At 68.2% G+C, this 24265-nt stretch carries 27 protein-coding genes; 9 read left to right on the forward strand and 18 right to left on the reverse strand.

The window, feature by feature from the left end:
- Positions 1-74 precede the first annotated feature (74 nt).
- Positions 75-653, forward strand: a complete 579-nt coding sequence (locus ASF23_RS07255; RefSeq protein WP_055951084.1) for a TetR/AcrR family transcriptional regulator — start codon at positions 75-77, stop codon at positions 651-653.
- A gap of 49 nt (positions 654-702) precedes the next feature.
- Here ASF23_RS07255 and ASF23_RS07260 read toward each other — a convergent pair whose 3' ends face one another.
- The gene (locus ASF23_RS07260) at positions 703-1185 is read right to left on the reverse strand and encodes a GNAT family N-acetyltransferase (RefSeq protein ID WP_055951086.1); all 483 of its coding nucleotides are present in this window, start codon (positions 1183-1185) and stop codon (positions 703-705) included.
- Between the two features lie 69 nt (positions 1186-1254).
- On the opposite strand from ASF23_RS07260, the gene ASF23_RS07265 reads away from it, so the two are divergent.
- Entirely contained in the window at positions 1255-2127 is an 873-nt protein-coding gene (locus tag ASF23_RS07265; protein WP_055951088.1) for a LysR substrate-binding domain-containing protein, read from the forward strand.
- Positions 2128-2384: 257 nt separating this feature from the next.
- Here the strand turns inward: ASF23_RS07265 and ASF23_RS18240 are convergent, their stop codons facing one another.
- Both ASF23_RS18240 and ASF23_RS18245 read right to left on the reverse strand, forming a co-directional pair.
- Entirely contained in the window at positions 2385-2744 is a 360-nt protein-coding gene (locus tag ASF23_RS18240) for a hypothetical protein (protein WP_156364319.1), read from the reverse strand.
- Between the two features lie 447 nt (positions 2745-3191).
- Positions 3192-3338, reverse strand: a complete 147-nt coding sequence (locus ASF23_RS18245) for a hypothetical protein (protein ID WP_156364321.1) — start codon at positions 3336-3338, stop codon at positions 3192-3194.
- A gap of 756 nt (positions 3339-4094) precedes the next feature.
- On the opposite strand from ASF23_RS18245, the gene ASF23_RS07275 reads away from it, so the two are divergent.
- A complete protein-coding gene (locus ASF23_RS07275) occupies positions 4095-4277 on the forward strand; it encodes a hypothetical protein (protein ID WP_055951091.1) in 183 nt (60 codons plus the stop codon).
- 486 nt (positions 4278-4763) lie between these two features.
- Here ASF23_RS07275 and ASF23_RS07280 read toward each other — a convergent pair whose 3' ends face one another.
- From ASF23_RS07280 to ASF23_RS07300, 5 genes are all read right to left on the reverse strand, one after another.
- A complete protein-coding gene (locus ASF23_RS07280; RefSeq protein ID WP_162236730.1) occupies positions 4764-5087 on the reverse strand; it encodes a hypothetical protein in 324 nt (107 codons plus the stop codon).
- A gap of 116 nt (positions 5088-5203) precedes the next feature.
- The gene (locus tag ASF23_RS07285) at positions 5204-7411 is read right to left on the reverse strand and encodes an RHS repeat protein (RefSeq protein WP_055951095.1); all 2208 of its coding nucleotides are present in this window, start codon (positions 7409-7411) and stop codon (positions 5204-5206) included.
- Between the two features lie 29 nt (positions 7412-7440).
- Positions 7441-7749: a hypothetical protein gene (locus tag ASF23_RS18250; RefSeq protein WP_156364324.1), complete on the reverse strand. Its 309-nt coding sequence runs from the start codon at positions 7747-7749 to the stop codon at positions 7441-7443.
- 251 nt (positions 7750-8000) lie between these two features.
- The gene (locus tag ASF23_RS07295) at positions 8001-8627 is read right to left on the reverse strand and encodes a hypothetical protein (protein ID WP_156364326.1); all 627 of its coding nucleotides are present in this window, start codon (positions 8625-8627) and stop codon (positions 8001-8003) included.
- 277 nt (positions 8628-8904) lie between these two features.
- The gene (locus ASF23_RS07300) at positions 8905-9861 is read right to left on the reverse strand and encodes a zinc-binding dehydrogenase (protein ID WP_055951102.1); all 957 of its coding nucleotides are present in this window, start codon (positions 9859-9861) and stop codon (positions 8905-8907) included.
- 99 nt (positions 9862-9960) lie between these two features.
- Here ASF23_RS07300 and ASF23_RS07305 point away from each other — a divergent pair, with 99 nt between their 5' ends.
- Positions 9961-10560: a TetR/AcrR family transcriptional regulator gene (locus tag ASF23_RS07305; RefSeq protein WP_055951623.1), complete on the forward strand. Its 600-nt coding sequence runs from the start codon at positions 9961-9963 to the stop codon at positions 10558-10560.
- Here the strand turns inward: ASF23_RS07305 and ASF23_RS07310 are convergent.
- Together ASF23_RS07310 and ASF23_RS07315 are read right to left on the reverse strand one after the other, a co-directional pair.
- A complete protein-coding gene (locus tag ASF23_RS07310; RefSeq protein WP_055951104.1) occupies positions 10550-11347 on the reverse strand; it encodes an alpha/beta hydrolase in 798 nt (265 codons plus the stop codon). The two genes, ASF23_RS07305 and ASF23_RS07310, sit on opposite strands and share 11 nt — an antisense overlap.
- A 76-nt stretch (positions 11348-11423) precedes the next feature.
- Entirely contained in the window at positions 11424-12260 is an 837-nt protein-coding gene (locus tag ASF23_RS07315; protein WP_055951106.1) for a helix-turn-helix transcriptional regulator, read from the reverse strand.
- An 86-nt stretch (positions 12261-12346) separates the two neighbouring features.
- Here ASF23_RS07315 and ASF23_RS07320 point away from each other — a divergent pair, with 86 nt between their 5' ends.
- Positions 12347-13150, forward strand: a complete 804-nt coding sequence (locus ASF23_RS07320; protein WP_055951108.1) for an SDR family NAD(P)-dependent oxidoreductase — start codon at positions 12347-12349, stop codon at positions 13148-13150.
- A 13-nt stretch (positions 13151-13163) separates the two neighbouring features.
- Here ASF23_RS07320 and ASF23_RS07325 read toward each other — a convergent pair whose 3' ends face one another.
- On the reverse strand, positions 13164-14396 hold the full coding sequence (locus ASF23_RS07325; protein ID WP_055951110.1) for an ATP-binding protein: 1233 nt from the start codon (positions 14394-14396) through the stop codon (positions 13164-13166).
- A gap of 191 nt (positions 14397-14587) precedes the next feature.
- Here ASF23_RS07325 and ASF23_RS07330 point away from each other — a divergent pair, with 191 nt between their 5' ends.
- Positions 14588-15634 (forward strand): NAD(P)-dependent alcohol dehydrogenase, encoded by a 1047-nt coding sequence (locus ASF23_RS07330; protein WP_055951112.1) that lies wholly within the window; start codon positions 14588-14590, stop codon positions 15632-15634.
- 150 nt (positions 15635-15784) lie between these two features.
- A complete protein-coding gene (locus ASF23_RS07335; RefSeq protein WP_156364328.1) occupies positions 15785-16600 on the forward strand; it encodes a hypothetical protein in 816 nt (271 codons plus the stop codon).
- Between the two features lies 1 nt (position 16601).
- Here the strand turns inward: ASF23_RS07335 and ASF23_RS07340 are convergent, their stop codons facing one another.
- The 3 genes from ASF23_RS07340 to ASF23_RS07350 all read right to left on the reverse strand — a co-directional run bounded on the left by ASF23_RS07340 (position 16602) and on the right by ASF23_RS07350 (position 18763).
- On the reverse strand, positions 16602-17045 hold the full coding sequence (locus tag ASF23_RS07340; protein WP_055951114.1) for a DUF488 domain-containing protein: 444 nt from the start codon (positions 17043-17045) through the stop codon (positions 16602-16604).
- Positions 17046-17180: 135 nt separating this feature from the next.
- The gene (locus tag ASF23_RS07345; protein WP_055951115.1) at positions 17181-18158 is read right to left on the reverse strand and encodes an SDR family NAD(P)-dependent oxidoreductase; all 978 of its coding nucleotides are present in this window, start codon (positions 18156-18158) and stop codon (positions 17181-17183) included.
- A 146-nt stretch (positions 18159-18304) separates the two neighbouring features.
- Positions 18305-18763, reverse strand: coding sequence for a MarR family winged helix-turn-helix transcriptional regulator (locus tag ASF23_RS07350; protein WP_055951116.1), 459 nt, complete (start codon positions 18761-18763; stop codon positions 18305-18307).
- A gap of 62 nt (positions 18764-18825) precedes the next feature.
- On the opposite strand from ASF23_RS07350, the gene ASF23_RS07355 reads away from it, so the two are divergent.
- Both ASF23_RS07355 and ASF23_RS07360 read left to right on the forward strand, forming a co-directional pair.
- On the forward strand, positions 18826-19194 hold the full coding sequence (locus ASF23_RS07355) for a VOC family protein (RefSeq protein WP_055951117.1): 369 nt from the start codon (positions 18826-18828) through the stop codon (positions 19192-19194).
- Between the two features lie 63 nt (positions 19195-19257).
- Entirely contained in the window at positions 19258-20325 is a 1068-nt protein-coding gene (locus ASF23_RS07360; RefSeq protein ID WP_055951119.1) for a LacI family DNA-binding transcriptional regulator, read from the forward strand.
- Between the two features lie 120 nt (positions 20326-20445).
- Here ASF23_RS07360 and ASF23_RS07365 read toward each other — a convergent pair whose 3' ends face one another.
- The 4 genes from ASF23_RS07365 to ASF23_RS07380 are packed head-to-tail and all read right to left on the reverse strand — an operon-like array spanning position 20446 to position 24261.
- Positions 20446-21072: a GDSL-type esterase/lipase family protein gene (locus ASF23_RS07365; protein WP_055951121.1), complete on the reverse strand. Its 627-nt coding sequence runs from the start codon at positions 21070-21072 to the stop codon at positions 20446-20448.
- Positions 21069-22031 carry a glycoside hydrolase family 130 protein gene (locus tag ASF23_RS07370; RefSeq protein ID WP_055951123.1) on the reverse strand — a complete coding sequence of 321 codons (963 nt, stop codon included), beginning with the start codon at positions 22029-22031 and terminating at the stop codon, positions 21069-21071. The genes ASF23_RS07365 and ASF23_RS07370 overlap by 4 nt, the downstream gene beginning before the upstream one ends.
- The gene (locus ASF23_RS07375) at positions 22028-23326 is read right to left on the reverse strand and encodes an ABC transporter substrate-binding protein (RefSeq protein ID WP_055951125.1); all 1299 of its coding nucleotides are present in this window, start codon (positions 23324-23326) and stop codon (positions 22028-22030) included. The genes ASF23_RS07370 and ASF23_RS07375 overlap by 4 nt, the downstream gene beginning before the upstream one ends.
- A gap of 26 nt (positions 23327-23352) precedes the next feature.
- On the reverse strand, positions 23353-24261 hold the full coding sequence (locus ASF23_RS07380) for a carbohydrate ABC transporter permease (RefSeq protein ID WP_235510828.1): 909 nt from the start codon (positions 24259-24261) through the stop codon (positions 23353-23355).
- Positions 24262-24265 lie beyond the last annotated feature (4 nt).

The raw sequence follows: 24265 nt of genomic DNA on the forward strand, positions 1-24265 counted from the left end.
TCAGGTGATGGGACTCTTGTCCCATCACCATACCCCCGCGATGGGACAATTGTCTCATCACGTAGGATGAGGGCATGGCGCGATGGGAACCCGGGGCTCGTGAGCGGCTCGTCCACGCTGCGGTGGACCTGTTCTCCGAGCAGGGCTACGACGCCACGACCGTCACGGAGATCGCCGAGCGTGCGGGCGTCACCAAGAGCACGTTCTTCCGGCACTTCCCGGACAAGCGCGAACTCCTCGTCGCCGGGCAGGAGACCCTGAGCCGGCTGCTCGCCGAGGGGATCGCCGACGCGGACCCCGACGCCGGGCCGATGGACGCCGTCGCGGTCGGACTCGCACGCGCCTCGGACGAGATGGGGCCCGCCAACCGCGAACTCGGTCCACGCCTGGCCGCAGCCGTCGCCGCGAGTGCCGAGCTGCGGGAACGCGACGCCCTGAAGAGCGTCGGTCTCGCGCTCGCGATGACGGAGGCTCTCGTCGCCCGCGGGGTGCCGGACACCACGGCGCACCTGGCGAGCGAGATGGGCGTCCTCGCGTTCAAGCAGGGGTACGCGCGCTGGGCCGAGGGCGACCGCGCGGACGACGACGGCCTCGCCCCGCACGCGCTGGCCGCACTCGCGGACCTCAGGGCAGCGGCGGCCGCGCTCGGCTGACCGCGGTCGGCCGGCCGGCGTCGGCCGACGGTCCGGCCGGGCGGACGGGTCAGACCAGATCGAGGTCCATGAACACGTCGGCCCGGGCGTAGGGCGTCGGTGCGTGGGTCTCCGGGGAGACGTGCCGGAACCCGACCGACTCGTACATCCGCACCGCCGGGACCAGCGAGCTGTTGCTCTCGAGGACGAGCCGCCTCACGCCGGACTCCCGCGCCAGGTCGATCGCCGCCGTGATGAGCCGCCGACCAATCCCCCGCCCTCGGTGTTCCGGAGCCACCGCCATCTTCGCGAGTTCCGCGACACCCTCTCCGACCCGCAGGAGCGCCACGCACCCGATCCGCTCCTCGCCGTCTCGGGCGATGAGCACGGTGCCGCCGGCTGCCACGATCGACCGTTCGGCGTCCACGAGCACCGCGCGGTCGGCGTCTTCGACGACGAAGAGCTCCGAGATCCACGCGACGTTGAGGTCGTGGAACGCCTGCGCGTCGGCGGTGTCGCGAAGCGGGGCGATGGTGATCGTGCCGGTGTCCATGCGGCAAGTCTCACCGCCGCGATGGGTGCACGTCCAATACCGGATCACGTCCATCGATACGCTGCGTGCATGGATCTGGAACTGCGTGCGCTCCGGTCGTTCGTGGCCGTCGCCGATGCGTTGCACTTCGGGCGGGCGGCCACGGCCCTCCGCATCGCTCAGCCGGCACTGTCGCAGCAGATCCGGCGGCTGGAGCGCGACCTCGGCGTGGAGCTCTTCACCAGGACTTCGAGGAGCGTCGTGTTGACCCCCGCCGGTACCGTGCTCCACCGTCGTGCCCGCTCGCTGCTGGCACGCGCCGAGATGGACGTCGACGAGGTCGTCCGGGTCGCCCGCGGGGAGCAGGGCCGGCTCGACGTCGGCTTCGTCAGCTCGGCGCTCCCACTTGGTCCGGTGGAGCGCGTGCAGCAGTTCCGCGAACGGTTCCCGCTCGTGCAGGTCCACCTCACCGAGGGCTACACGGCATGGCTCACGGGGCGGGTCCTCCGCGGCGACCTCGACCTCGCCGTCCTCCGTGACCCCGAGCGCGTCGAGGGGATCCGCCTCTCGCCCTTCCATGAGGAGCGGTTCGTGGCGGTGGTCCCGACCTCACACCCGCTCGCAGGTCGTGAGCAAATCCGCGGTACCGAACTCGCCGCCGACCCGTTCGTGTTCTTCCCGGCGGTGGCCGGCTCGCTCGCGACCGAACGCAACCTCGCCCCGGTCGTCGCCGACGGCCGCGTCCCCGAGATCGTCCAGGAGGCCACGAACTGGACGACGCTCCTCCACCTCGTCGCCGCGGGGATCGGCGTCACGGTCGCGCCGGTGAGCGCGGTCCTCGCGGCGCCGCCGGGTGTCGTCGTGCTCGAGCTCGACGACACTGACGCGCACAGTGTCCTGGCGTGGGCATCGAGGACCGACGATGACCGCCCGGCCCTGCGGGCCTTCGTCGAGGGGGATTGACGCGGACGTCGCGCGCACCAGCCCGGTCCCGCACGACGCAGCCCGACAGACTGGAGGCACGGTGCCAGCCCGCCTCGCCGCCGCCGCCAGTCGACGACCACGATTGGCGGTCACCCGTTCCGTGGTGCATTCAGCCCGTCGCCCGGTCGAGCGCGATCAGGCCCGGCCTCTGTCTCAGGTCTGTACCTCAGGCAGGATCAGATGGCAGAGGCATCTCGTCGATCAGCTCGAGAAGGCGATGACGAGACGGGCCTTGCTCATGTCAGAAGCAAGATCAGCTCACGAAGACCTTCTGGCCCGGCCAGCCCGATTGCCTCCTTACCCATCTTCGCGACATCACGTTCGGGCCATGCTGTCAGGAGGGATGCTCGACACGTCTCGCTCCAAGCGCCGAGGTCCGGGGTGTGACCACCAACTTCAGCGATCACATGCTTCCCGCTTCGGGATATCCGCAAGCGCACCGGGAGGAAGTGACGGTCGAAAGCGGCCACGACCTCCTCTGCGAGGATGGTCTCGAAACGGTCTTCTTCCAGGTCTGATGCCTCGATCAAGTATGGATACAGATTGTCGTCGAAGGCAACGAGCGGCCACCGTATGGTCACAATCGCCTCCGCCACTGAAACCCTCCCTCAGTAATCATTGAAATGTGGTGGACCAAGCTCGGAGAAAATCTCTCGGTACAATGGACGAAGGCACCGGTGACGTTGGACCACGGGGAACTCGGTGCCGTTTTCGAGTTGGAGACAGTGCGCAACGCTGAAAGGTCCGATGAAAACTCTCTTCAAGAGCAACGCGCAAGAATCAAACTGTCTCAAGAACTGTTCTACATGTTCTCCTTGATCGACCTCGAACACATCACTTCCGTCGCCGACGTCCAGCAGTAGTATGCGATCTGAGGACATAGATATTTCCAGGCGAACCCCATACCGCTCACCCACCAGAATCCAGCGTTCACCGTCAAGGTGCTCTCGAACGGTCGCTCTCAGAAAACCGATCATTCTATCTCTTACGATATTGATCATAAACTTCATCTCCCCTCGAAGTAAGGTGAGCTCGACACGTGACTAGAGGGGTGTCGACACGTTCGAGACCGCCCCGTCCGTGGCCGTGTCCTGCAGGACATCACCGGACTGGGACCGCACCACCTGGTCGGTGACGTTCGACTGCCCCGGGAACGACCATCCCAGCCCCACCCCGGCCACCACAATCATGGAACGGGTCTAATAACCGCAGTCCCTTTCCCCCACGGGCGTGAGGAGCTTCGAGAGCACCTGCCTGGAGACGGGGGCTCCTTGATCCATGTCAACGGACACGCAACCAAAGTACTTCAAGGAGTCCTTGACTGCGAAGACAGCGCAGAGCTGATCCTTGCCAACTCCGAAAGTCAGCCTTGCATTGTGACCGGGAGGGGTTGCGGGAGCGTCGTCGGGACTGCACGCGAACTCGACCGTCGAAGAAGAATCGTTCGTGACAACCACGTGAATATAGGGCTGATTAGCATATCGAATGAAAGCCGGAACAGCCCACACCAAAGCAACACCCAAGGCCACAACGAAAACCAGCACTAGGATCGCTCGTCGAGTCATAGTCGACTCACTTCTGCAGAAAATATAAACCACACCCGTCTATAGACCTATCCGAACCGATGAAAGCATGACTGGAGAGCTCACGCGGCGATCAGAACGCACTGGATGCGTCGATACTATGTTCCCGGCCGCCGCCGACATGATCGTTGCGCCGGGGGCATTTAGGCCGTGTGACGGGCGTACACGCTTCATATTTTCACCCAAGAAAAGCTTTGTACTTTCCTGGCCGCATGTGGCCATCGCGTTTTTATGATTCAAGGTAACGACCCGCTTGCTCTGACATAGTAATCGCGGGCACCGAAAGCACGTGTAGGTTTGCCGAGGTATGTATTCAATTTGTTGTCCTCAGGATTACCAGGCTGGAAGTCGTATTTATCCTTAATGGCCCACGTGTTCTTCGAGGTGCGCTTGATCGTGAAGTGCCCCAGGGCGAGAAAGAGGTCTGGTGAACTCGCCTTCCAGACTCTGGAACTCCGGCGTCGAGTGGCCGACGCTCTGAGCGCCCGCCTCGTTTTGCCGTCACAGGTCTTCGAGCGTTTGACCCAGGACAAGATCAACCCCTGACTACCGCAATCTCGGGCGCCGTGACGACGAGATCGCCGTCCTCAAGCGCGGACCAAAGCTCTTCACGTTAGAGCACCGTGACGACAGTCGCATCGGTGTGCGTCTGGCGAGGGTAGTCGGCTGACCTACAGTGTTCGCTGCACACAGCACCGGGTGGGCAATTATTGGGACGCCTGGCCAAGCACCACGCCAGCCCAGCAGAGCGCCGATAATGTATCTTATGTCAGTTCGAGTCGCGAAGAGGCCTGACTGACACCCCTCGCCTCAGCTCCAGCCCCGCTGACGCATCAAGCGCAGCTGACTACTCCCGGTAGCGTTTCACGCCGCTTTGCCGGGCCGTTTGCGGGACAGGCGTAGTGCTGCGACGTACTGCCGCGCACCCATCTCGCTTGTGGAGATCGATCCGAGGTGTTCACTGAGCTTTCGATGCTGTCCGAGCCACACGAGAAGCGAAAAGAGCGCATCTGCGCCACATCACTTTCATGATCAATCGATGTTCGAAAAGTGCCGGAGCTGCACAGCATCCGCATACTGGCCGTCCTCGAATCGTTTGATCCCCCATCCGGAGATGAAGGAGACAGTCTCATCCCAGTCAAGACCCGACGGGGGCAGATCCTGCGGAAAATCAGATAATGAATCAGGATCCGCGACCGCGACCGCGAATTTCTCTGCGCCGGCATCGAGCCGGATGATGAGCGTATAACCGGGCGAGAAATTGCCCGTCGTGTTCACCGCCACAAGATATTCGTCCAGCAGTCGACTTCCAGCGCCGTCCAAGGTCGCAAGCTCAACGGAGCGCTCCCAAGTCACCCGTCGAGATACTGCGAGGAAGTACCGTCGTATGGCTGGCCACCCCACCCAAACGCTAGCCAAGACCAGTGCTAAGGGAAGGACCGCTAGCACTACACTCATAGCCACTCCCTCACTCAATGCTTACGCTTTTTTCTCTTGGGAAGATAGTCAATTCCACTCTTCGCGGTGGAGTAAATACCCCATTGCTTGTCAATTCTGCGAACCGGCCCCCCAATCCACTTGTTTCGCGACGCCGCCGTCGCTTTGACATTTCGACGCATCGCCAAATTCCCATAGCGCCCAAAGCGCGGAGCTGCCTTGAGCCCGGTCCTCAGTCCGCGGGAGATGAGTGTCGTCGCAATCCTCCCGGCGCCGAAGGTACCCGCCGAAACTAGATCAATGATGCCACCCGCCTTATCTCCATGTGTTATCTTCCACAAGCCTCTTCCCGCTGAAATTGCGGCTGAGACAATTGCAAAGCCGGGGATAAACATACCCAGGATTCCAGTCGCAAACGCGATTCCATCGAGTACCTCACCCCACTTGTAGCCAGACGACTTCTCGCCAGTGAGGTCGAAGCCGTTGGTGGGGTCGTTAGGATAGGCGTAGTCGCTGTCAGTTCCACCTTCGACAGGGTCGACCTGCAGGAACCGACCAAGTGCGGCGACGTACTGCCGGGCCCCCATCTCGATGGTGGCGATTGACCCGAGGTGTTCGCTGAGCTTCTGGTGCTGTCCGAGCCACCCGTGGTCAGCTGCACCGGGCTGTGTGTCGGGGCCGGCTTGGTTTGCGGTCACGGTCCCGAGGAGCCCGGTGGTGGGGTCTTCGACTTGCCCGAACGGGTCATAGACCGCGAGCCCTGCGGCGCGTGTTCCGGCGCCGTCGGCAGTGGTGATGATGTCGCCGTGGATGTTCGGGAACGACCACGAGCTCGACGATCCCCGCAGCTCCGCGGTCACACCACCGGGGAGAGATAGGTCCCATTCGGTCAGGGCACTGCTGCCGTCGAAGACGAAGTCCGGAGTGTCACCATCGCCCGTGAATCCGTACCGGGTCACCGTCACCTGACCACCGGGGGTGGTTTCGGTGCGCTGCACGATCCGGTCCGTCGTGTCACGAACGTAGGCGACCTTCGACCCGTCATCCAACACGGTCTTGGTGTGCCGGTCACCGCCGTCGTAGGTGAGCGCCTCATCTGCGAGCTTGACCGTGTTCCCGTGCGCGTCGTAGACGATCTGTGCCGCCGACAGTGACTGGTTCACCGGCGATGCACCCGCCACCGGGTTCGTCACCGTGGTCCCAATTAGCCGGTCCGCCGCGTCGTAGCAGGACGCCACCGTCGTCGCCGGCGAACCCGCTACCGCCGCGCCAGCGGTGTCGGTCAGCTGATCCGACGAACTCGTCCGGTTGCCGTTCTTGCCGGCCGCAGCGACCGCACCGGTCTGGGTGCACGCTGCCGGACCGAACCCGTACGCCAACTGGTGGCGTGGGATCGTCGCAGCCACGAGCCTCCCGGCCGTGTCGTAGGAGTACGTCGACACGTTCGAGACCGTCCCGTCCGTCGTGGTGTCCTGCAGGACATCCCCGGACTGGGACCGCACCACCGTGTCCGACACCGTCGACTGACCCGCCGGGAACGACCAGCCGACACTCGTCACCGCACCGGCAGCGTTCTTCACGATCTGCGACAGGGCGGTTCCGTTGCCGGCGTTCCCAGCACCCGACGGATAGGTCACCCCGGACAGCTCTCCCGCTGTGTACGACGGGTCCGCGATCACGTTCCCGTCAGCGCGGACGATCTCGACCTGCGAGTCCACGTTGTACTCATACGCCGTCGTGTGCGCCGCACCCGACGGCGGTGTGGCCGTGGACGACGTCACCCGACCCGCACCGTCGTAGGACGTGGTCGTCGTGGTCCCCCAGACGTCGACGTACTTCGTGCTCTGGCCGAGGAGGTTCGAGGTGGAGGTGACCTTCCCACCGTTCGCCGATCCGGCGACGGAGCCATCCGCGACGGAGGTCACCAGCGGGTCCCCGCCGACGGCGTAGTTCGTCGTCTCCGTCCGCGCATCCACGCTACCGAACGCGGCGGCGGTGGACGACGTCGCACGACCCCGGATGTCGTAACTGGTGCAGGACCAGTCGGCGTCCCCAGACCGCTTCGACCCGACCGCGCGTCCCCACACGTCGTAGATGAACGACGTCACGATCGCGGTGCCCGACGCCGGTGTGGCGCCGGTGCTGGTCTTCAGCTGCCCGTACTGGGGCGTGTTCACGTCGACACCGCAGAGCTGCCCGTCGGTGAAACCGAACGCGCTCTTGATCGTCTCCGTGTTGTCCAACGCTGCGGTAGGTATACTTCGATCATCGATCAGTGGCAGCCGGAAGGGCTGAAAATGAGCGGTTCAAAGCCCCCGAAGTCGCTCACCTGGTGGGTGGCGGTCATATCGGCAGCATTGGGCTTGGCGGGAGTGTTCCTCTCGTTTCGATTCTTGGTGCGGCAGACGCCAGGCTCGGGGCTGATCTTCGCTGTCTCGATCGCATTGCTCGTCATCGCTGCTGTGTTCGGCGCGATCATGTATTTGAAGCAGCGCCGAAGCCCCGACGGCGCTGCGTAATGAAGTCTTCCTTCAGCATGCACAATGCCGAGTCGATGCTGCGGTCTCTGGTCATTCGGCATGGATGCGCCACCTCCGCCGTGTCGGCGCCGGTCCGCGACGCGGCCGCGCTCCGGACGGGAGGCACGGTGCAAGCCCGCACCGTCCCTCCCGTCCGTCCGTCGCTCCGTCAGCGCGACCGACGCCGGCTCACGGCGTGAGCACGATGCGTCCGAAGACGGCTCCGCCGTCCATCCGACGGTGCGCCTCAGCCGCCTGGTTGAGCCGCCACGACCCGGTTCGGCACCGTCGTCGCGGGCACCCGATCCGTCGCTCAGCCCTGACGGCGCCGCAGGGAGTCCCGGTCACGACGCGGAGATCCACTCTCGTCATCGCTGCGAACTCCTTGCGCATTGGGGCACGCCCCAAAGACCGCGGCTTGCATTCGCCGAGCCGTACGGCGCGAGGAGATGGTTCCCTGATATTCTCGCTCTCTTTCATCGGTCGTCTCAATGACGATCATGCGCAAGAAGATGCGTAAGGGATCGAACCCGTTCTGTGTGAACCCATTGATCATGCCGGAATAACCGTCGATATCAACACGCTTCACCTCAGACGTGGGAATGCGGTACGTCACGTACCAGGACCTGATGATCACCTCGTTCTCGGTGACACTGAGACCCATCGCAGCTGCGCGTAAGAACCACATGACGATGACGAAAAACACTGCTAACTGACCCCACTGCAGGCCGCCCGGGGGAATGCTGATGATGGTTGCAGCGAGCGGCAGGACACTGAACGACGCCACCACCATCATCGGGCCCGTCCGCGTCCCTCGGATTCGTGTCGCCGAGCGTCGCGCTGCAGTCGTCATCTCGCTCGCCGCTCTCCAACAGCCCAGTGCTGCATCCAGCGGCCGAGCCTCGATCGATTCCGGGGGTGTCACGAACTTAGGTGACATTCGATCCGTCCTCCAACACGGTCTTGGTGTGCCCGTCGTCGCAGCCGTCGTAGGTGAGGGCCTTGTACGGGTCTCGACGATGTCCTTGTACCCGTCGTGGATGATTCGGCCCACCGACAACCAATGGTTCGCCGGCGACGCAGCCGCAACCGGCCTGGCGACCTCGTATCCGATCAGCCGGTCCGCGACGCGGCCGCGCTCCGGACGGGAGGCACGGTGCAAGCCCGCACCGTTCCTCCAGTCCGTCCATCGCACCGTCAGCGCGACCGCGGCGGGCTCACGGCGTGAGCACGATGCGTCCGAAGACGGCTCCGCCGTCCATCCGGCGGTGCGCCTCGGCCGCCTGGTCGAGCGGGAGGACGTCATCGACGACCGGGTGCAGGTCGCCGCGCGCGGCGGCTGCGAAATGCTCGGCGCGGACACGGTCCCTCGTCGCCGTGGGCACCGAGTCGAGACTGAAGGTGGCGAACGACCTCGACCGCTGGAAACCCTGCATGAGCCGCATGCCGAAGTCCGCGGGCGGGAACCCGGCGACGGCCCCGACCACCACCATGCGGCCGTTCGACGCGAGGCGGTCGATGAACTCCGGGACGGCTGCACCGCCGATGATGTCGAGCACGACGTCGAACTCGGCGGGAGCATCCGCACCGCTGCCGGAACGGTCGAGCACGTGGGTCGCACCGAGGTCGCGGAGTCGATGCCCGCGCTCGTCGGAGGACGTGGTGACGGCGACCACGGCAGCACCGGCGGCTGCCGCGAGCTCGACCGCAGCGATACCGATGCTCCCTGCAGCGCCGCGGACGAGCACGGACTCCCCCGCTCGCAGATGCGCGTGCGCCAGGGCGAAGTGCGCGACGGGGGCGGCGCTGCCGAGCGTCACCGCGTCGATCGAGGACAGGCCGTCGGGAAGCGCCACGACGTCCCCCGCTGCGGCGACCGCCTGCTCGGTGTAGCCACCGGAGGTGCCGGTGAACGCCCACACGCGACGGCCGAGCCACGACGGGTCGACGTCGGCGCCGACGCTCGTGACGGTGCCGGCGACCTCGCTCCCGGGGACCATGCCGACGGGGAACCCGGAGCCGAGGGTCCCTCGGCGGATGACCGCGTCGACACCTCCGACGCCGACGGCCTCCGTCCGGATGACCACCTGCTCGGGTGCCGGGGTCGGCTCGGGCATCTCGACCACCGCCATCCCGCTCGGGTCCCCGAACCGCTCGATCACCACTGCACGCATCGTCCCGCTCCGTCTGTCGTTCCCGAGCCGTCGTCTGCTCGACGGCCGTATGATCGGACGCTAACGGACGCCCCCGTCCGGTTGGCGGAAGTGATGGACATGACGAGCGAACTGCCTCGGTTGGCACGTGCGGAGCAGGTCGGCGTGGACGAGCTCCGCGCGGATGCGCGGGACAATCGCGACCGGATCCTCGAGGCAGCGCGCGAGCTCCTCGCCCGGCAGGGGCTCGGGGTCGGGATGCGCGAGGTCGCCCGACGTGCGGAGGTCGGGCCGGCGACCGTGTATCGGCGGTTCCCGACCAAGCAGGCGCTCGTCGAGGCCGCGTTCGCGGTGGAGTTGGCCTCGTGCCGGGCGATCGTGGAGGAGGGCTGCGCGGATCAGGACGCGTGGCACGGGTTCGTCGGGGTGGTCGAGCGGCTGACCGCGCTGAACGTCCGGAACCAGGGCTTCGTCGACGCGTTCATGTCGGCGGACCCGGCGGCGATCGTGTTCACCGAGCACCGCCGGGACCTCCTCGGACTGCTCGGCGGCCTGGCGGAGCGCGCGCGACGGCAGGGCGGCCTGCGGAGCGACTTCGTCATCGACGACCTCGTGCTCGTGCTGCTCGCCGGACGTGGTCTGTCGTCGGTGCCGCCCGCGCGACGGGCAGCGGCAGCGGACCGGTTCGCGGCGCTCGCCGTGGATGCCCTCAGGCGGTGAGCCAGGCGGCGATCCGCTCCACCGCGGGGGCTGCCTCCTCGTCGTCCGGTCGGTTCAGGAACCCGTGCCGCGCGGTCTCCACGAGGTCGAGTTCGTGCCCGACGCCCGCCGCCGCGAGCGCACGCACGAAGCCCTCCGCGGACGGCCGGAGTCCGTCGTTCCCCGCGGCCACCACGAGCGTCCGCGGGAGGCCGGTGGGATCGACCTCGCCGGGGGTGGCGAGGGGCGGGACGTCGTCGAGGGAGCCGACGTAGCGGCGGTACATGTCGAGGATCTGCGGGGGCGGGAAGTCGGTCGCGTCGCCGACCTCGCCCGGGGGCTGGTACGCGTGCAGGGTCGGGTAGACGAGCACGACGGACTCCGGCCCGGGCCGGTCGCCGGGTGCTCCGTCACCGTCCCGGAGTCGGAGTGCTGCGGCGAGCGCCAGGTTCGCACCGGCACTCGCGCCACCGATGCTCCACGGCAGCGCGTGATCGGGGCCCTCGGCGCTCGTGGCCCACACCCACGCGCCGACCACGTCGTCGACGGGGATCGGGAAGTGCACCGAGCCGCCCGCCAGTCGGTAGTCCACCGAGACCACTGCGATCCCGAGTCCGGCGAGGGTCCGCGCCACCCAGTCCGCCTCGGGCATGTCGAGGTCGCCGTGGACGAACCCGCCGCCGTGGGCCCAGACGAGTCCCGCGGTCGCGCTCGCACCGGGGACGTAGGTCCGGACGGCCACCCCCGATCCGAGGTCGTGGTCGGTGATGCTCACCGTCGAGGTCGATGTGGTCGGGTCCGCCGTCATGATGCTCCTGCCCGCGTGCTCCGTTGCACGCCTCCCCGCATCGTACGACGCCTCGTCGGGCCCGGGTGACGCTCGGTCAGCGCACGGCGGCCGCGGGCCCAAGGACGCCGAGGAGCGCGAGCGCCTCCGCGTCCCGCGAACCCCGCTGCGCCGTGTAGAGCACGAGGTGCTGGTCCCGGTCGGCGAGCGACATCGCGTCGCAGTCCACCGTGATCGGACCGACCGTCGGGTGCCGGAACGTCTTCGTGAGCATGGTCCCCGCCTGCACGTCGTGCCGCTCCCAGAGCCGGGCGAACTCGAGACTCCCCGCGCGGAGCTCCTCGACCAGCCCGACGACGACCGGGTCGGACGGGTAGCGCGCGAGGGTGACCCGGAGCTCCGCCACGACGTGGTGTCGGAACTCGGAGCCGTTCGTGATGCCGTACGGGGGACGGTCGGGCTCCAGGAAGGCGCGGCGTGCGAGGTTCCGCGCCCCGGGCTCCAGGGCGCCGAAGTCCTCCATCAGCGCGCTGGCGAGGTCGTTCCAGGCGAGCACCTCGAACGCCGCGCTCATCACGATGCCCGCGGTCTCGGGGAGGCGTTCGAGCAACGCGGTGATGCTCGGCCGGACGTCGCGACGATGCAGCCCGGTCCGGAGCTGCGCGGTCCCGGCGAGGACGTGCAGGTGGTCGGACTCCAGGTCGGTGAGGCGTAGCGCTCCCGCGATGCCGGCCAGGACCTCGCCGGACGGACGGGGCGCACGGCCCTGCTCGAGTCGCACGTAGTACTCGGTGGAGATGTGCGCGAGGACGGCCACCTCCTCGCGGCGGAGGCCCGGCGTGCGACGCCGAGGACCCGAGGGCAGCCCGACGTCCTCCGGCAGCAGACGCTCGCGCCGGGTCCGCAGGAAGTCACCGAGTTCCGTTCTGTCCATGTGCCGATCCTCCTCCGTCCGTCGCGGCGGATCCTGGTACGACCTGTGCCTGCCTCGGCGCGGTCGGGTGGCGTGATGCTGGCGGCATGACGAACGAACACAGCAACCACCACCCGATCGGCCTGCTCGACGGCAAGGTCGTCCTCATCACCGGAGCGAGCCGCGGCATCGGTGCCGCGGCCGCACGGCTCTTCGCCGACGAGGGTGCCGCCGTCGTGCTCGCCGCCAGGAGCACCGACGCCCTCGACACCGTCGTCGCGGAGATCCGCGCCGACGGCGGTGTCGCCGACGCGGTCACCATGGACCTCGCGGACCGCGCGAGCATCCGCGCTGCCGTCGACCGGGTCGGCACACTCCACGGACGACTCGACGGCGCCTTCAACAACGGGGCGGCGATACAGCAGCCCGGTCCGCTCGACGGCACGAGCGACGAGGACCTCGAGGAGCAGTTCGCGGTGAACTTCCGGGCGCACTGGACGGCGATGACGGCCGAGGCCGCACTCATGCGCCAGAGCAGGAACGGCAGCGGCAGCGGCAGCGGCGCGATCGTGAACACCTCGAGCATCGGGAGCCGACGCGCCAATCCAGCGCTCCCGGCCTACGGCGCGATGAAGCGCGCGCTCGACAGCATCACCGAGACCGCCGCGGTCACCTGGGCGCCGGAGGGCATCCGCGTGAACGGCATCACCCCCGGCGGGACCGCCACCGACATGATCGATGCGTGGGAGGCCGCCACGCCCGGCGTCGTCGAGCGGACGACGAAGGCGATCCCCCTGGGCCGGATGGCCGAGCCGCGGGAGATCGCCGAGGTCGCGGCGTGGTTGCTCAGCGACCGGGCGTCGTACGTGACGGGGGCGATGATCCCGGCGGACGGCGGTGCGGGCGCCTGACCCGTCGGAGCGGTCACCCCACGTTCGGCCACTCGCTGGTCAGGGAGGCCTCGACCGCACGGTGCCGGAACGTGTACGGCTTGCCGCGCTCGACGATCCCGCGCACCGTGTCGAGACGCTGCGCGGTCGGGCCGGCGTCGGTGACCTTCGCGTACCCCATGGCACCCGCGATGCGCGTCAGGGTGCGGTCTGCGGCCGGCAGTTCGGCCATCGCCTGGATGAACTCCCGCTCACGGGCCGGCAACCGGCCGAGGACGCGCTCGACGTGCGCCGCGGCTTCCGAGCGGGCGTCACGCCAGCCGTCCAGCACCTGCGCGTGCGTGATGGTCGTCCCGCTGCCGGCGTACCAGGCGCGCTCACCGGCGAGCTGGAAGAGGAACGGCTCGCCTCGACAGAGGTCGACGAGGGTCCGTGCCGCGTCCGGCGTCATGCGGATACGACCGGTCCCACCCGCGTCGTCCGGGACCTCCCACCCGTCGATGACGAACGGCTGCAGGGCGGTCACGAGGTCGTCGTCGTCGATGGCACTCAGGGTGGTCGTCCGGAACCGCCGCGCGAACGTCGCGCCCTTCCGCGCTCCCGCCATGTCCTCGAAGTCCGGGAGCCCGGTGAGGTACACGGCGATCGGCAGCGACCGCTGCACCAGGCCACCCCCGGGCACGACGACCGCCTCCTGGTGAGTGATCGAGTCGCCGAGTGCGATGAGCAGCTGAGACAGCGCGTGCTCGTCGGTGATGTTCTGGACCTCGTCGACGTGGATCATCGCGACCGTGCCGGCCCGGATGGCGGCGCGCCCCACCTCGATGAGGACCTCCGTCAGCGACCGGAACGGCTCGGGGCCGTCCGCACCGCGCATGGTCAGTGCGATGCCGGAGACCGCGACCGTCTGCACCCGCCCGAGGAGGTCCGTGATGCGCCGCTCGCGGGACGCGGCGAGACCGGCGTGGTCGGCGAGTTCGAGCACCGCGCCCGCGACGAGCTTCAGCGGGTCGGCTCCGGACGGGATGCGGAGCTGCGGCGTCACCCAGTCACCCGAGCGGTCGGCATCGCGGGCGATCCGGCGCACGAGGGACGACTTGCCGAGGCCGGGCTCGCCGAGGATCGTCCGCCCGCGCTCCGGGAGGCCCGCGAGCAGACGCGGCCGCAGGACGTCCCGCCAGTCACTGAGCTGCGCGGTGCGGCCGGCCCAGACCTCCGGAACGATGTCGGAGCCGGGGCTGAAGGGGTTGTCGACTGATGTGCGCACGACGATAACTTTATCAGGGTGGTGTCGCTTTGATAAGGTTATCGAGCTGGTTGTCGACGTCATGGATGCAGCCGGTGTCTCAGCAGCCGCCGACACCGCTCGCACTCCGGCGCATACTGGACCTGCGCCCGAAGAGCGACACGTGTCGGCCAACGGAGCCACCCACTCCCCGGACGCAGGAAGAGCACCCCATGAAGGCTCTGCGCTACGTCGAGGTCGGCAAGCCCCCGGTGGTCGTCGACATCCCCATCCCCGAGCCGGGCCCCGGCCAGGTGCTCCTGAAGGTCACGGCCGGTGGTGTCTGCCACTCAGACGACTACGTCATGGGCCTGTCCGCCGAGGAGTACGCCGCCGGCCACTACCCGCTGCCGATGACGCTCGGTCACGAGGGCGCCGGCATCGTCCACGAGCTCGGTGACGGCGTCGACACCGGTCTCGCCGTCGGGGACGCTGTCGCGGTCTACGGCCCGTGGGGGTGCGGGTACTGCCACAACTGCTCGATGGGTCACGAGAACTACTGCACGAACGCGGAGTCGCTCGGCATCCGCCCGCCCGGACTCGGCGCACAGGGGTCGATGGCCGAGTACATGATCGTCGACGACGCTCGCCACCTCGTGCCGCTCGGCGACCTCGACCCGGTGAAGAACGTGTCCCTGACGGACGCCGGCCTCACCCCGTACCACGCGATCAAACGGTCCCTCCCGAAGCTCGGCGCCGGCACGTACGCCGTCGTGATCGGTTCCGGTGGCCTCGGCCACGTCGGCATCCAGATCCTCAAGGCACTCTCCGGCGCGACGGTCATCGTCCTCGACGTGAGCGAGGAGAAGCTCGAGCTCGCGAAGCACGTCGGTGCCGACGTCACGCTCATCAGCGACGCCTCTGCAGCGGATCGCATCCGCGAGATCACGGGCGGCCTCGGTGCGGACGCCGTGTTCGACTTCGTCGGCGTGGACCCGACGATCGCCACCGCCGTCGCCGCAGCCGGCATCGAGGCCGATGTCACGATCGTCGGGATCGGCGGCGGGAACGCGACGGTCGGGTTCGGCAGGATCGCCTACGACGTCGCCGTGCGCGTGCCGTACTGGGGGTACCGGAACGAACTCATCGAGGTGCTCGACCTCGCCCGCGCCGGCAAGGTCGACGTCGAGGTGCAGACGTACTCGCTCGACGACGGTCCGAAGGCGTATGCAGATCTCGCCGCGAGCACGATCCGTGGTCGCGCGGTGATCGTCCCGTAGGTCGCCGACGCGACCAGGAGACACGGGAGGCACGGTGCGGCCTGGCACCGCGCCTCCCGACGACCACGACCTCCGATTGCGTGGACACGTCGAATATCACCGTTGACATCCATGATCGGCCTGGATAGGTTCGGACCGGGGGGGTGATCGATGACGGAACACATGCGGGTCCTGATCACGGTCAAGGCTGCTCCGGAACCGTCCAAGACGTACATCGACACGGTCTGCGTGGCGGGGGTCCGTGTCGATCAGCAGCCATTCGAATGGATCCGGTTGTACCCGGTGCCCTTCCGACACCTCGACTCCTCGGCGAAGTTCGCGAAGTTCCAGGTCATCGAGGTCGACGTCAACCGCTCGCCGAAGGATTCTCGCCCGGAGAGCCGCCGTCCCGTGTGGGCAACACTCGACACCGTCGGCGATGCCCTTCCCCTCGCAGCGCGAGCAGCCGTCCTCGAACCACTGCAGGACAAGTCCATGTGTCAGCTGCGGGAAGAGGTGCAGATCGATCCGAACGCACAGTCCCTCGGTCTCGTGGCCGTCCGATCCCTCGAACGTCTCGAGTTCGAACGCCACCCAGGATGGACCGAGCAGCAGCACGCCGCACTCGATGCATCGATGCAGCCGACGCTCTTCGACGAGCCCGGGGCGAAGCATCCACCGCGGCTCGAACCTCCCCGCCTCAGGGTGTTCTACCGCTACCGGTGTGTCGACGAAGCCTGTCGGGGGCATCGACAGAGCATCCTCGACTTCGAGATGTCAGCGCTCCAGTACCGGAACCGACATGCGTCGGACGAGACTTTGCGACGATCGGTCATCCAGAAATTCCAGGTCGAGAAGTTCGGCCCGGACAAGCGGACGTCGCTCTTCGTGGGGAACATCGCGGATCCTACGAAACGACGGAGCTTCTCCGCCCTGGGCGTGTTCGTCGTACCGGCGCATGCCGACTACGGCAGCACCCTCTTCTGAGCTAGGCGTACGACAGCGAACGCCGTCGGAGGGCATCGAGCACGACCGAACGGTGGCAGCGGGACTCGTCTGCCTCGAAGCACAGCAGCGCGACGGTCTTCGTTGCAGACACGTCCACCAGCTCCTGTAGGCAAGCATTCGCGCCGTCGGCTTCCAAGAGACTGGCGTACCGCCGTCGGCTCTCCAGTCCGTCGGCGCCCTCGGCCGCGAAACCGGCGCGGTTCTCCTTCGGGTTCCCGAGCGCGCGCAGGTGCCGGTACTCGATACCCTCGGCCGCGAGCCGCTCCGAGAGCGCCCGCTTCGCGAAGCCCCGCTTCCGAGAGATCGGGGTGAGTCGCACATCAGCGACGATGTCGACCTCGCGGAGTCGGAGCCGCATGACGAACTGGTCGAGGTCGAGTCCCTCGTAGCCGACGCCGATGAGTCGCCCAGAGGTTGTCGTCATGCCCTCAGTCAAGCACGGACCGACTCCTGGGTCGGACGTGACCAGGAGACAGACGGGAGGCACGGTGCGGCCTGGCACCGCGCCTCCCGTCCGTCTCGTGACCACCGATCGACGCGCGCCGACCGGCGTCGCCGGTCAGGCCAGCAACTGCTCGCTGACGCTCCAGAGCCGCCGCGCGTCGTCCGCGTCGAGCATGGCTGAGTTCGCCTCGGACGGGATGCTGTCCGCGGTGAGCGGCCGCACCTCGTCGTCCAGGCGGGCGACGTCGCTGTCCTTCAGGTACACCCCGCCGATCCCGTCGAGCACCGGACTCGCGGCACCGAACACCAGGTTCGCGGCGCCCTGCTCGATCGTCTTCTTGCCGGCCGTGGGGTCGATCACCGTGTCGCCGTGCTCGTCGACGAGTCCCTGCTCGCGGTAGGACGAGATGCGGTCAGGGTCGTGCGGCCCCGGCCCGATGATCACCCCGGGGTGTGCGGCGAACGCGCGGATCCCCTCGTCCGCGAACCGGCGGTCGAGCTCGACCGTGAACAGGACGTTCGCGCGCTTGGACTGCCCGTAGGCCGCGCCGGCGTCGTACCCCCGCGTGAACGCCAGGTCGTCCCAGCGGATCTGGCCGAACCTCGCCGCGCCGGACGTGACGCTCAGCACACGCGCACCGTCCGCGGCGCGGAGGGCCGGCAGGAGCGCCCGGGTGAGCTGGAAGTGCCCGAGGTGCGAGGTGGAGAAGGACAGCTCGTTGCCGCGGGCGTCGAGCTGGAGCTCCGGGGTGAAGAGCATGGCCGCGTTGGCGACCAGTGCGTGCAGCGGGCGGCTCGAGGCGTTCCAGCGCTCGGCGAAGGCGTCCACCGAGTCGGGGTCCGAGAGGTCGAGCTGCTCGACCCGGACGCCGGAGATGCCCTGGACGGCGGCGGTCGCGCGGTCGACGTCCCGCGAGGCGACCGTCACGGCGGCGCCAGCTGCGGCGAGGGCCCTGGTGACCTCGCGACCGAGTCGACCGTGGCCGCCCGTGACGATCATCGACCGGCCGGTCAGGTCGACACCGGCGAGGACGTCGTCCGCGGTGGAGGCTGCGGTGAACCCCGAGCCGATGGGGTGTTGGTGCTCGTACATGGTGGCGAGGCCTCTCAGAACGGACGACCCCGAAACGGATCGCTGTTCCACACCATACGGAACAGCGCTCCGCTTCGCACCCCCGCCCGATTCGGCACCCCGGACGGACCCGTCAGGCGGACGGGCCCGTCAGGCGGACGGACCCGTCAGGCGGACGCGTCCTCGGCCCGGAGCGATGTCACGAGACTCCGGAGCATCCGCCGCGCAGCACCCTGTTCCGACACGGTCAGCCCGGCGAGCATCCGGTCCTCGACGCCGCGCACCGCCCTGGTCGCCGCTGCGAGACGCCGGTGCCCCTGCTCCGTGAGCTCGGTCGGGAGCGCCTTGCCGACGGGTGCCGCCGCCGCACGGACGACGTCCCCGTCCCGCTCGAGCGTCTGGAGGAGCACGTTCATCGACTGCCGCGTGACGAACGCCCCGCGGGCGAGCTCGGAGTTCGACAGGCCCGGGCGCTGGGCGAGCAGTTCCAGGCACGAGTAGTGCGTGACGGTCATCCCGAGCGGACGGAGCACCGACTCCATCGCTCCGCGGAGTGCGCTCGCGGCTTCCTTGAGGAGGTAGCCGAGGGACGTCTCGAGGTCGATTCCCGCGTCGTCTTGACTCATGTCAGTAGTCTGACATAGATTCTCCTATGTCAACCAACTGACACACACGAGAGGATCCACCCATGCCCGTCACCGGCCCCGACTTCATCTCCCTGCAGGCCCGAGACCTCGACGCTTCCCGGGCGTTCTACGAGCGGTACCTCGGTCTCGTCCGCTCCCAGGCCGGACCCCCGCACGCCGTGGTGTTCGAGACGACCCCGATCGCCTTCGCGCTCCGCGACCTGGCACCCGGCACCGACCTCACCGACGTCGCACAGCCGGGCATCGGCGCCGCGATCTGGCTCCACGCCACGGACGTGCAGGCGATCCACGACGCACTCGTCGCCGACGGACACACGATCGTCGCCGCACCGATCGACGGCCCGTTCGGTCGGACGTTCACCTTCGCCGACCCGGACGGCTACCAGGTCACCCTGCACGACCGGGCCTGACCAGGCCTGACTGGGCCCGACCAGGATCCGGGGCGCTGTCATCGTTGGCACTACCATCGGTGCATGAGCCCCGAAGCGCCGAGGAGCAGGAACAGTGCGCCGAGGGGCAGCGACAATGCGCCGACGAGCAGCGCCGACCTCCGGCGCCGACCCCGGCTCCAGGACATCGCCGAGGTCACCGGCGTCAGCATCAAGACGGTGTCGCGGGCCATCCGGGGGGACGGCCCCGTGGCGGACGCCACCAGGACCCGGATCCTCGCGGAGGCCGACCGCCTCGGCTTCCAGCTCAACGACATCGCCGCCGGACTGCGCCGGAAGGACCAGTCGATGTCCACGGTCGGGGTGACCCTCGGCGACCTCACGAACCCGTTCTTCGCCCCGATGCTCCGCGGCATCCACGCCGTCGCCGCGGAGCACCGGCACCTCGTCCTGACCGGCGACGCCCAGAACGACACGGACCTCGAGCACCGGGTGATCCGGCAGTTCTTCGCACACCGGGTCGCGGGGCTCATCGTCACGCCGATCGGCACCGACCTCGGCTACCTCGCCGACGAGGCCTCCTACGGTGCCGCGATCGTGTTCGTCGACTCACCGCCTCCGGGGCTCGACGGGCTGCTCGATGCGGTGACGACCACGAACGAGCAGACGACCCGCGAGGGCATCGCGATGCTCGTCGCCCGGGGACACCGTCGCATCGGGTTCCTCGGGCATCCTCGTGCGGGCAGCGGAGCACTCGAGCGGTGGAACGGGTACCGCGCGGCGCTCGAGGCCGCGGGTCTGCCGCTCGACATGGGGATCGTCCGCGACGGCCTGGTCACCGACGCCGACGCGACCACCGCCGCCGAGTCGGTGCTGTCCGGGCCCGATGCCCCGACCGCGATGTTCACCGACAACAACCGCCTCTGCGTGGGCCTGCTGCTCTCCACCGCGTACTCGACCCGTCCGGTCGACGTGCTGAGCTTCGACGACTTCCCGCTCGCGCCCAAGTTCGGCGTCAGCGTCATCGACAGCGACCCGTACGAGGTCGGCCGGGTCGGTGCGCAGCTGCTGTTCGACCGACTCGCGGACCGTGCACGGCCCGCGCAGCGCGCGGTCGTACCGGCCCGCCTCGTGGTGCGACAGCGCGCCTGAGCGGGAGCGTTCGGATGCGGGACTGACGGACCGACGGACCGACGGACGGGAGGATCGGTGCGGGCTGGCACCGTCCCTCCAGTCCGTCGTGTGGTCGCGCCGGTCAGACCTGTGGTCGCGTCAGTCGACGAGACGCAACCACGCCGCGGCGAGCGCCGCGTGCCCGGCCGGCGTCGGGTGGACCCCGTCCGCCGCCCAGAACTCCGGCCCGGTCGTCGCGGCGAGCTCGGCGAACATGCCGTCGGCGGCGAGCAGGTGCGCACCGTACTTCCGGGCGAGTTCGCGGACGACCTGGATCTTCGGGTCGAGGTCCTCGCGCTGGACGCGCTGCGCGTCGTTCACGGGCAGCAGGAACGGCTCGATGAGGACCAGTTGCACATCGCGGGCGGCGAGTGGCGCGAGCAGACGGTCGATCCCGGCGCCGAAGTCGGCCGCGGGGATCTCGTAGCCGTCCTCGGCGTAGTCCTTCCACCCGACGTCGTTCGCGCCGATGAGCAGCGACACGAGGTCCGGGTCGGTGTCGAGCACGTCGCGCTGCCACCGCGGCTCGAGGTCCATCACCTTGTTGCCGGAGATGCCCGAGTTCCGCCAGGTCACACCCCGGTCCGGGTGCCGGAACCCGAAGTCACCGGCGATGCGGAGCGGGTACCCGAACCCGAGGCCCTGCTCGCTCTCGAGCCGCTGGCAGTCGGTGATCGAGTCGCCCGCGAACATCACGATGCTGTCCGGTCGGATGGTGATGGTCATGCGGTGTCCTCTCGGTCGTCCGGCGTGAAGGTGGCCACGCCGATGGTCGTGTCGCTCTGGCCGTAGTAGGCGAACCAGGTGCCGCGGTGGAACACCAGCCCCTCGACGAACGTGACGTCGTCCACGAGGCCGTGCCGGTCCTCGTCGGTGGTCGGTTCGAGCCACGGCTCGGTGAGCTTCGCGACGACGCGCTCCGGTCGTTGTGGGTCGACGAGCACCTGACCGCAGGCGTAGGACACCCTGCCGTCGTCGCGCACGATCGCGCTGTTGTGCATGAGCAGGACGTGGCCGGTCCGGGTCCGCACCGGCTGGGGGCCGGTCTCGACGAGGTCGCCCATGAACGTCCCCGGTTCCGGTCGGAGCACCGGCCGGGCGACGACGTCCCAGTGCAGCAGGTCGGTCGACGTCGCGAGGTGGATGTTCCCCTCGCCGAACCACATGAGGTACCGGCCGTCGACCGGCTCCGGCAGGATCACCCCACCCTTGCTCCAGTCCGGCCCCGGGGTGTCCCGGATCCCGGCGAACGTGTTGACGCCGGGGACGATCGGGCCGTGCTTGGTCCAGGTCCTGAGGTCGTCCGACGACGCGATGCAGAGCCGTGCGGTGTGCCGGTCCCAGCCCGTGTAGGTGCACCAGTACGTGCCGTCGATCCGGACGACCCGCGGGTCCTCGCAGCCGTGGCGCTCGTAGTCGTGCTCGGCCACCATGACGGGGTCGGGCTCGGTCGTGAACGTGAGGCCGTCGTCGCTCCAGGCGAGGCCGAACGACGACACGATGTCGGCGTCGTGCGCACGGTAGAGGAGCGCGACCCGGTCGTCCACGACGATCGCGGCGGGGTTGTAGACGTTCGTCGCCTCCCACGGGTGCCGGCCCGGTCGGAGCACGGGGTTGTGCTCCGACGGGGCGAACGGCCCGAAGGGGTAGTCGATGGGCGGATGCGGCTCGAGCTGCCCGCTCATCCCATCAACCTCCTGATGCCGTCGGCGGTGTCCTCGACGCCGCCCTTGACCGTCCCGTGCCCGGAGAGCATCGGGTTCCACTCGGTCGTGGTGATGTCGGTCGCGTTCGTGGCCCACGGGTCGAGGAACGCGGTGATGACCTTGTCCTTCGCGGCGAGCTCGTACTTGGCCGTCGCGGCGATGCTCAGCGATGCCGGGTCGCCCGCCGCGGTGAGGCCGGCGTAGTACCCCTTCGTGCCGGGCATGTAGGCGATCGGCGCGACGGGCACGGTGCGCATCGCGTCGTTGAAGCCGGTGGACTCCAGGTACGAGATCGCCTTCCACGTCGCGTCCGGGTCCGTGATCGTCGACGGCGAGCAGATCCCGTTCGTCTCGACCGGCTGCACGTTCGCGTCGGTGCCCGCAGGCCACGGCGCGTACCCCCAGTCGAACTTCGGCTTGTTCGGTGCGATGAACTGCTGCACGAACTGCCCGGCGAACATCAGCGGGACCGCGCCGTTCGAGAACGCGGCGGGCACGTTCGTCGCGTCGTAGTCGGGGTTCGTCATCTCGCCGGAGGTGATCGCGTCGCGGAACAGCTTCGCGCCCTTGGTGAACGTCGCGTCCGTCGACACCGAGGTCGCGTGCACGAAGTCGTCCACGAAGGGCTTGCCACCGTTCGCCACGGAGTACGCGGACACCCCCTGCGGACTGTCGAGGAGCGGCCACTGGTTCACGAGCGGTGTGGTCCCGGGGTCGGCGGCCTTGAGCTTCGCCATCGCGGAGAACAGGTCGTCCCAGGTCCATCCGGGCGCGGGCACGGGGATGCCGTCCTTCCGGAACGTGTCGGCGTTGTAGAAGAAGCCGTACGTGTTCGCGAGCGTCGGGATCCCGGCGATGCGCCCCTTGGGTGTCGTCCACGACGCGAGCGCTCCCGGTGAGAAGGCCGACGGGTCGAGGCCGTCCCCGGCGCGGAGCTTCGACGTCCAGTCGTGGAGCAGGCCCTCGGCGGCGAGGTTCTGCGCCTCGGCCGTCGTGCACCAGAAGAAGTCCGGAGCCTTCCGCGCGATCATCAGGCTCGCGAGCTTCTGGGCGTAGTCGGCGTTCGGCGAGTCGCTCCGCTCGACCCGGATGCCCGACTCCTTCGTGAACTTCGCCATCGCCGCGTCGAAGGCGGTGTTCGTCGGGATCGACTCCCAGGTCATGTAGGTGACCGCCGCCGGCTCGGACGCCGATCCGGCAGCGCTGCACCCGGTGAGCGCGAGCCCGGCCATGCCGACCGCTGCGAGCGCAGCGATCCATCGTGTGCGACGCACGGGGCGTCGTTCGGTTCGTCGTCCGGTCATTTCGAGATCGTCCCCAGCGAGCCGATGCCCTCCATGAAGTACCGCTGCGCCAGGAAGAACAGCGCGAGCGGCGGCAGCATGAACAGCAGGTTGGTCGCCATGTAGTAGTTGTACTGGGAGCCCGCGGTGTCACTGAGGAAGGACGCCATGCCGAGCGACAGGGTGAACTTCGACGACGTCGTCAGGTAGACGAGCGGGTTGAGGTAGTCGTTCCACGCGAGCTGGAAGGACATGATCGCGACCGTGATCCACACCGGCTTCGTGATCGGCAGCATGATCTTCGTGAAGATCGTCCAGTGCCCCGCGCCGTCGATGAGCGCGGACTCGTCGATGTACCGCGGGATCGACTGGTAGTACTGCCGGGCGAGGAACACGAAGATCGGGCTCCCGAAGAACGCCGGGAGCACGAGCGGCACCCACGTGTCGATGAGCCCGAGCGAGATGTACAGGTGCTGCAGCGGGATGAGTCCGACGATCCCGGGCACGAACAGGCTCCCGGAGATGAGCGCGAACCAGAGCTTCCGGCCGGGGAACTCGATCCGGGAGATCCCGTAGCCGACGATCATCGAGCTCGCCACCGCGCCGAACGTCGAGATCACCGTGACGATCACCGTGTTGAGCAGCAGCCGGTAGAAGTGGATCTGCGCCGGCCCCGCGACGAAGTTCCCGAAGTCGAACTCCTTCGGCAGGAACGTCGGCGGCAGCTGGTTGATGTCGCCGTTCGTCTTGAGCGCGATGCTGATCATCCAGACCAGCGGCACGAGCATCGTGACGCCGAGCAGTCCGCAGAGCACGTACCAGGCGATCCTCGACAGCAGCAGGGGCACCCGCTGGTTCAGCGGCACCCGTCGCTTCGCGGGGATGTCGGCCACGGACGACCTGGCGATCGTCGGGCGGTCCGTCACGGCG

It is taken from the genome of Curtobacterium sp. Leaf261 (genome assembly GCF_001422205.1).
Lineage (GTDB): Bacteria > Actinomycetota > Actinomycetes > Actinomycetales > Microbacteriaceae > Curtobacterium.

What these genes read in the sequence shown, in the direction of transcription:
- ASF23_RS07370 (WP_055951123.1), bottom strand. Translation starts at nt 22,031, where the DNA reads ATGAGCGGGCAGCTCGAGCCGCATCCGCCCATCGACTACCCCTTCGGG.
- ASF23_RS07345 (WP_055951115.1), bottom strand. Translation starts at nt 18,158, where the DNA reads ATGTACGAGCACCAACACCCCATCGGCTCGGGGTTCACCGCAGCCTCC.
- ASF23_RS07340 (WP_055951114.1), bottom strand. Translation starts at nt 17,045, where the DNA reads ATGACGACAACCTCTGGGCGACTCATCGGCGTCGGCTACGAGGGACTC.
- ASF23_RS07295 (WP_156364326.1), bottom strand. Translation starts at nt 8,627, where the DNA reads ATGTCACCTAAGTTCGTGACACCCCCGGAATCGATCGAGGCTCGGCCG.
- ASF23_RS07330 (WP_055951112.1), top strand. Translation starts at nt 14,588, where the DNA reads ATGAAGGCTCTGCGCTACGTCGAGGTCGGCAAGCCCCCGGTGGTCGTC.
- ASF23_RS07320 (WP_055951108.1), top strand. Translation starts at nt 12,347, where the DNA reads ATGACGAACGAACACAGCAACCACCACCCGATCGGCCTGCTCGACGGC.
- ASF23_RS07260 (WP_055951086.1), bottom strand. Translation starts at nt 1,185, where the DNA reads ATGGACACCGGCACGATCACCATCGCCCCGCTTCGCGACACCGCCGAC.
- ASF23_RS07300 (WP_055951102.1), bottom strand. Translation starts at nt 9,861, where the DNA reads ATGCGTGCAGTGGTGATCGAGCGGTTCGGGGACCCGAGCGGGATGGCG.
- ASF23_RS07350 (WP_055951116.1), bottom strand. Translation starts at nt 18,763, where the DNA reads ATGAGTCAAGACGACGCGGGAATCGACCTCGAGACGTCCCTCGGCTAC.
- ASF23_RS07265 (WP_055951088.1), top strand. Translation starts at nt 1,255, where the DNA reads ATGGATCTGGAACTGCGTGCGCTCCGGTCGTTCGTGGCCGTCGCCGAT.
- ASF23_RS07315 (WP_055951106.1), bottom strand. Translation starts at nt 12,260, where the DNA reads ATGGACAGAACGGAACTCGGTGACTTCCTGCGGACCCGGCGCGAGCGT.
- ASF23_RS07310 (WP_055951104.1), bottom strand. Translation starts at nt 11,347, where the DNA reads ATGACGGCGGACCCGACCACATCGACCTCGACGGTGAGCATCACCGAC.
- ASF23_RS18250 (WP_156364324.1), bottom strand. Translation starts at nt 7,749, where the DNA reads ATGCCGAATGACCAGAGACCGCAGCATCGACTCGGCATTGTGCATGCT.
- ASF23_RS07275 (WP_055951091.1), top strand. Translation starts at nt 4,095, where the DNA reads ATGGCCCACGTGTTCTTCGAGGTGCGCTTGATCGTGAAGTGCCCCAGG.
- ASF23_RS07255 (WP_055951084.1), top strand. Translation starts at nt 75, where the DNA reads ATGGCGCGATGGGAACCCGGGGCTCGTGAGCGGCTCGTCCACGCTGCG.
- ASF23_RS18245 (WP_156364321.1), bottom strand. Translation starts at nt 3,338, where the DNA reads ATGATTGTGGTGGCCGGGGTGGGGCTGGGATGGTCGTTCCCGGGGCAG.
- ASF23_RS07360 (WP_055951119.1), top strand. Translation starts at nt 19,258, where the DNA reads ATGAGCCCCGAAGCGCCGAGGAGCAGGAACAGTGCGCCGAGGGGCAGC.
- ASF23_RS07305 (WP_055951623.1), top strand. Translation starts at nt 9,961, where the DNA reads ATGACGAGCGAACTGCCTCGGTTGGCACGTGCGGAGCAGGTCGGCGTG.
- ASF23_RS07365 (WP_055951121.1), bottom strand. Translation starts at nt 21,072, where the DNA reads ATGACCATCACCATCCGACCGGACAGCATCGTGATGTTCGCGGGCGAC.
- ASF23_RS07335 (WP_156364328.1), top strand. Translation starts at nt 15,785, where the DNA reads ATGACGGAACACATGCGGGTCCTGATCACGGTCAAGGCTGCTCCGGAA.
- ASF23_RS07355 (WP_055951117.1), top strand. Translation starts at nt 18,826, where the DNA reads ATGCCCGTCACCGGCCCCGACTTCATCTCCCTGCAGGCCCGAGACCTC.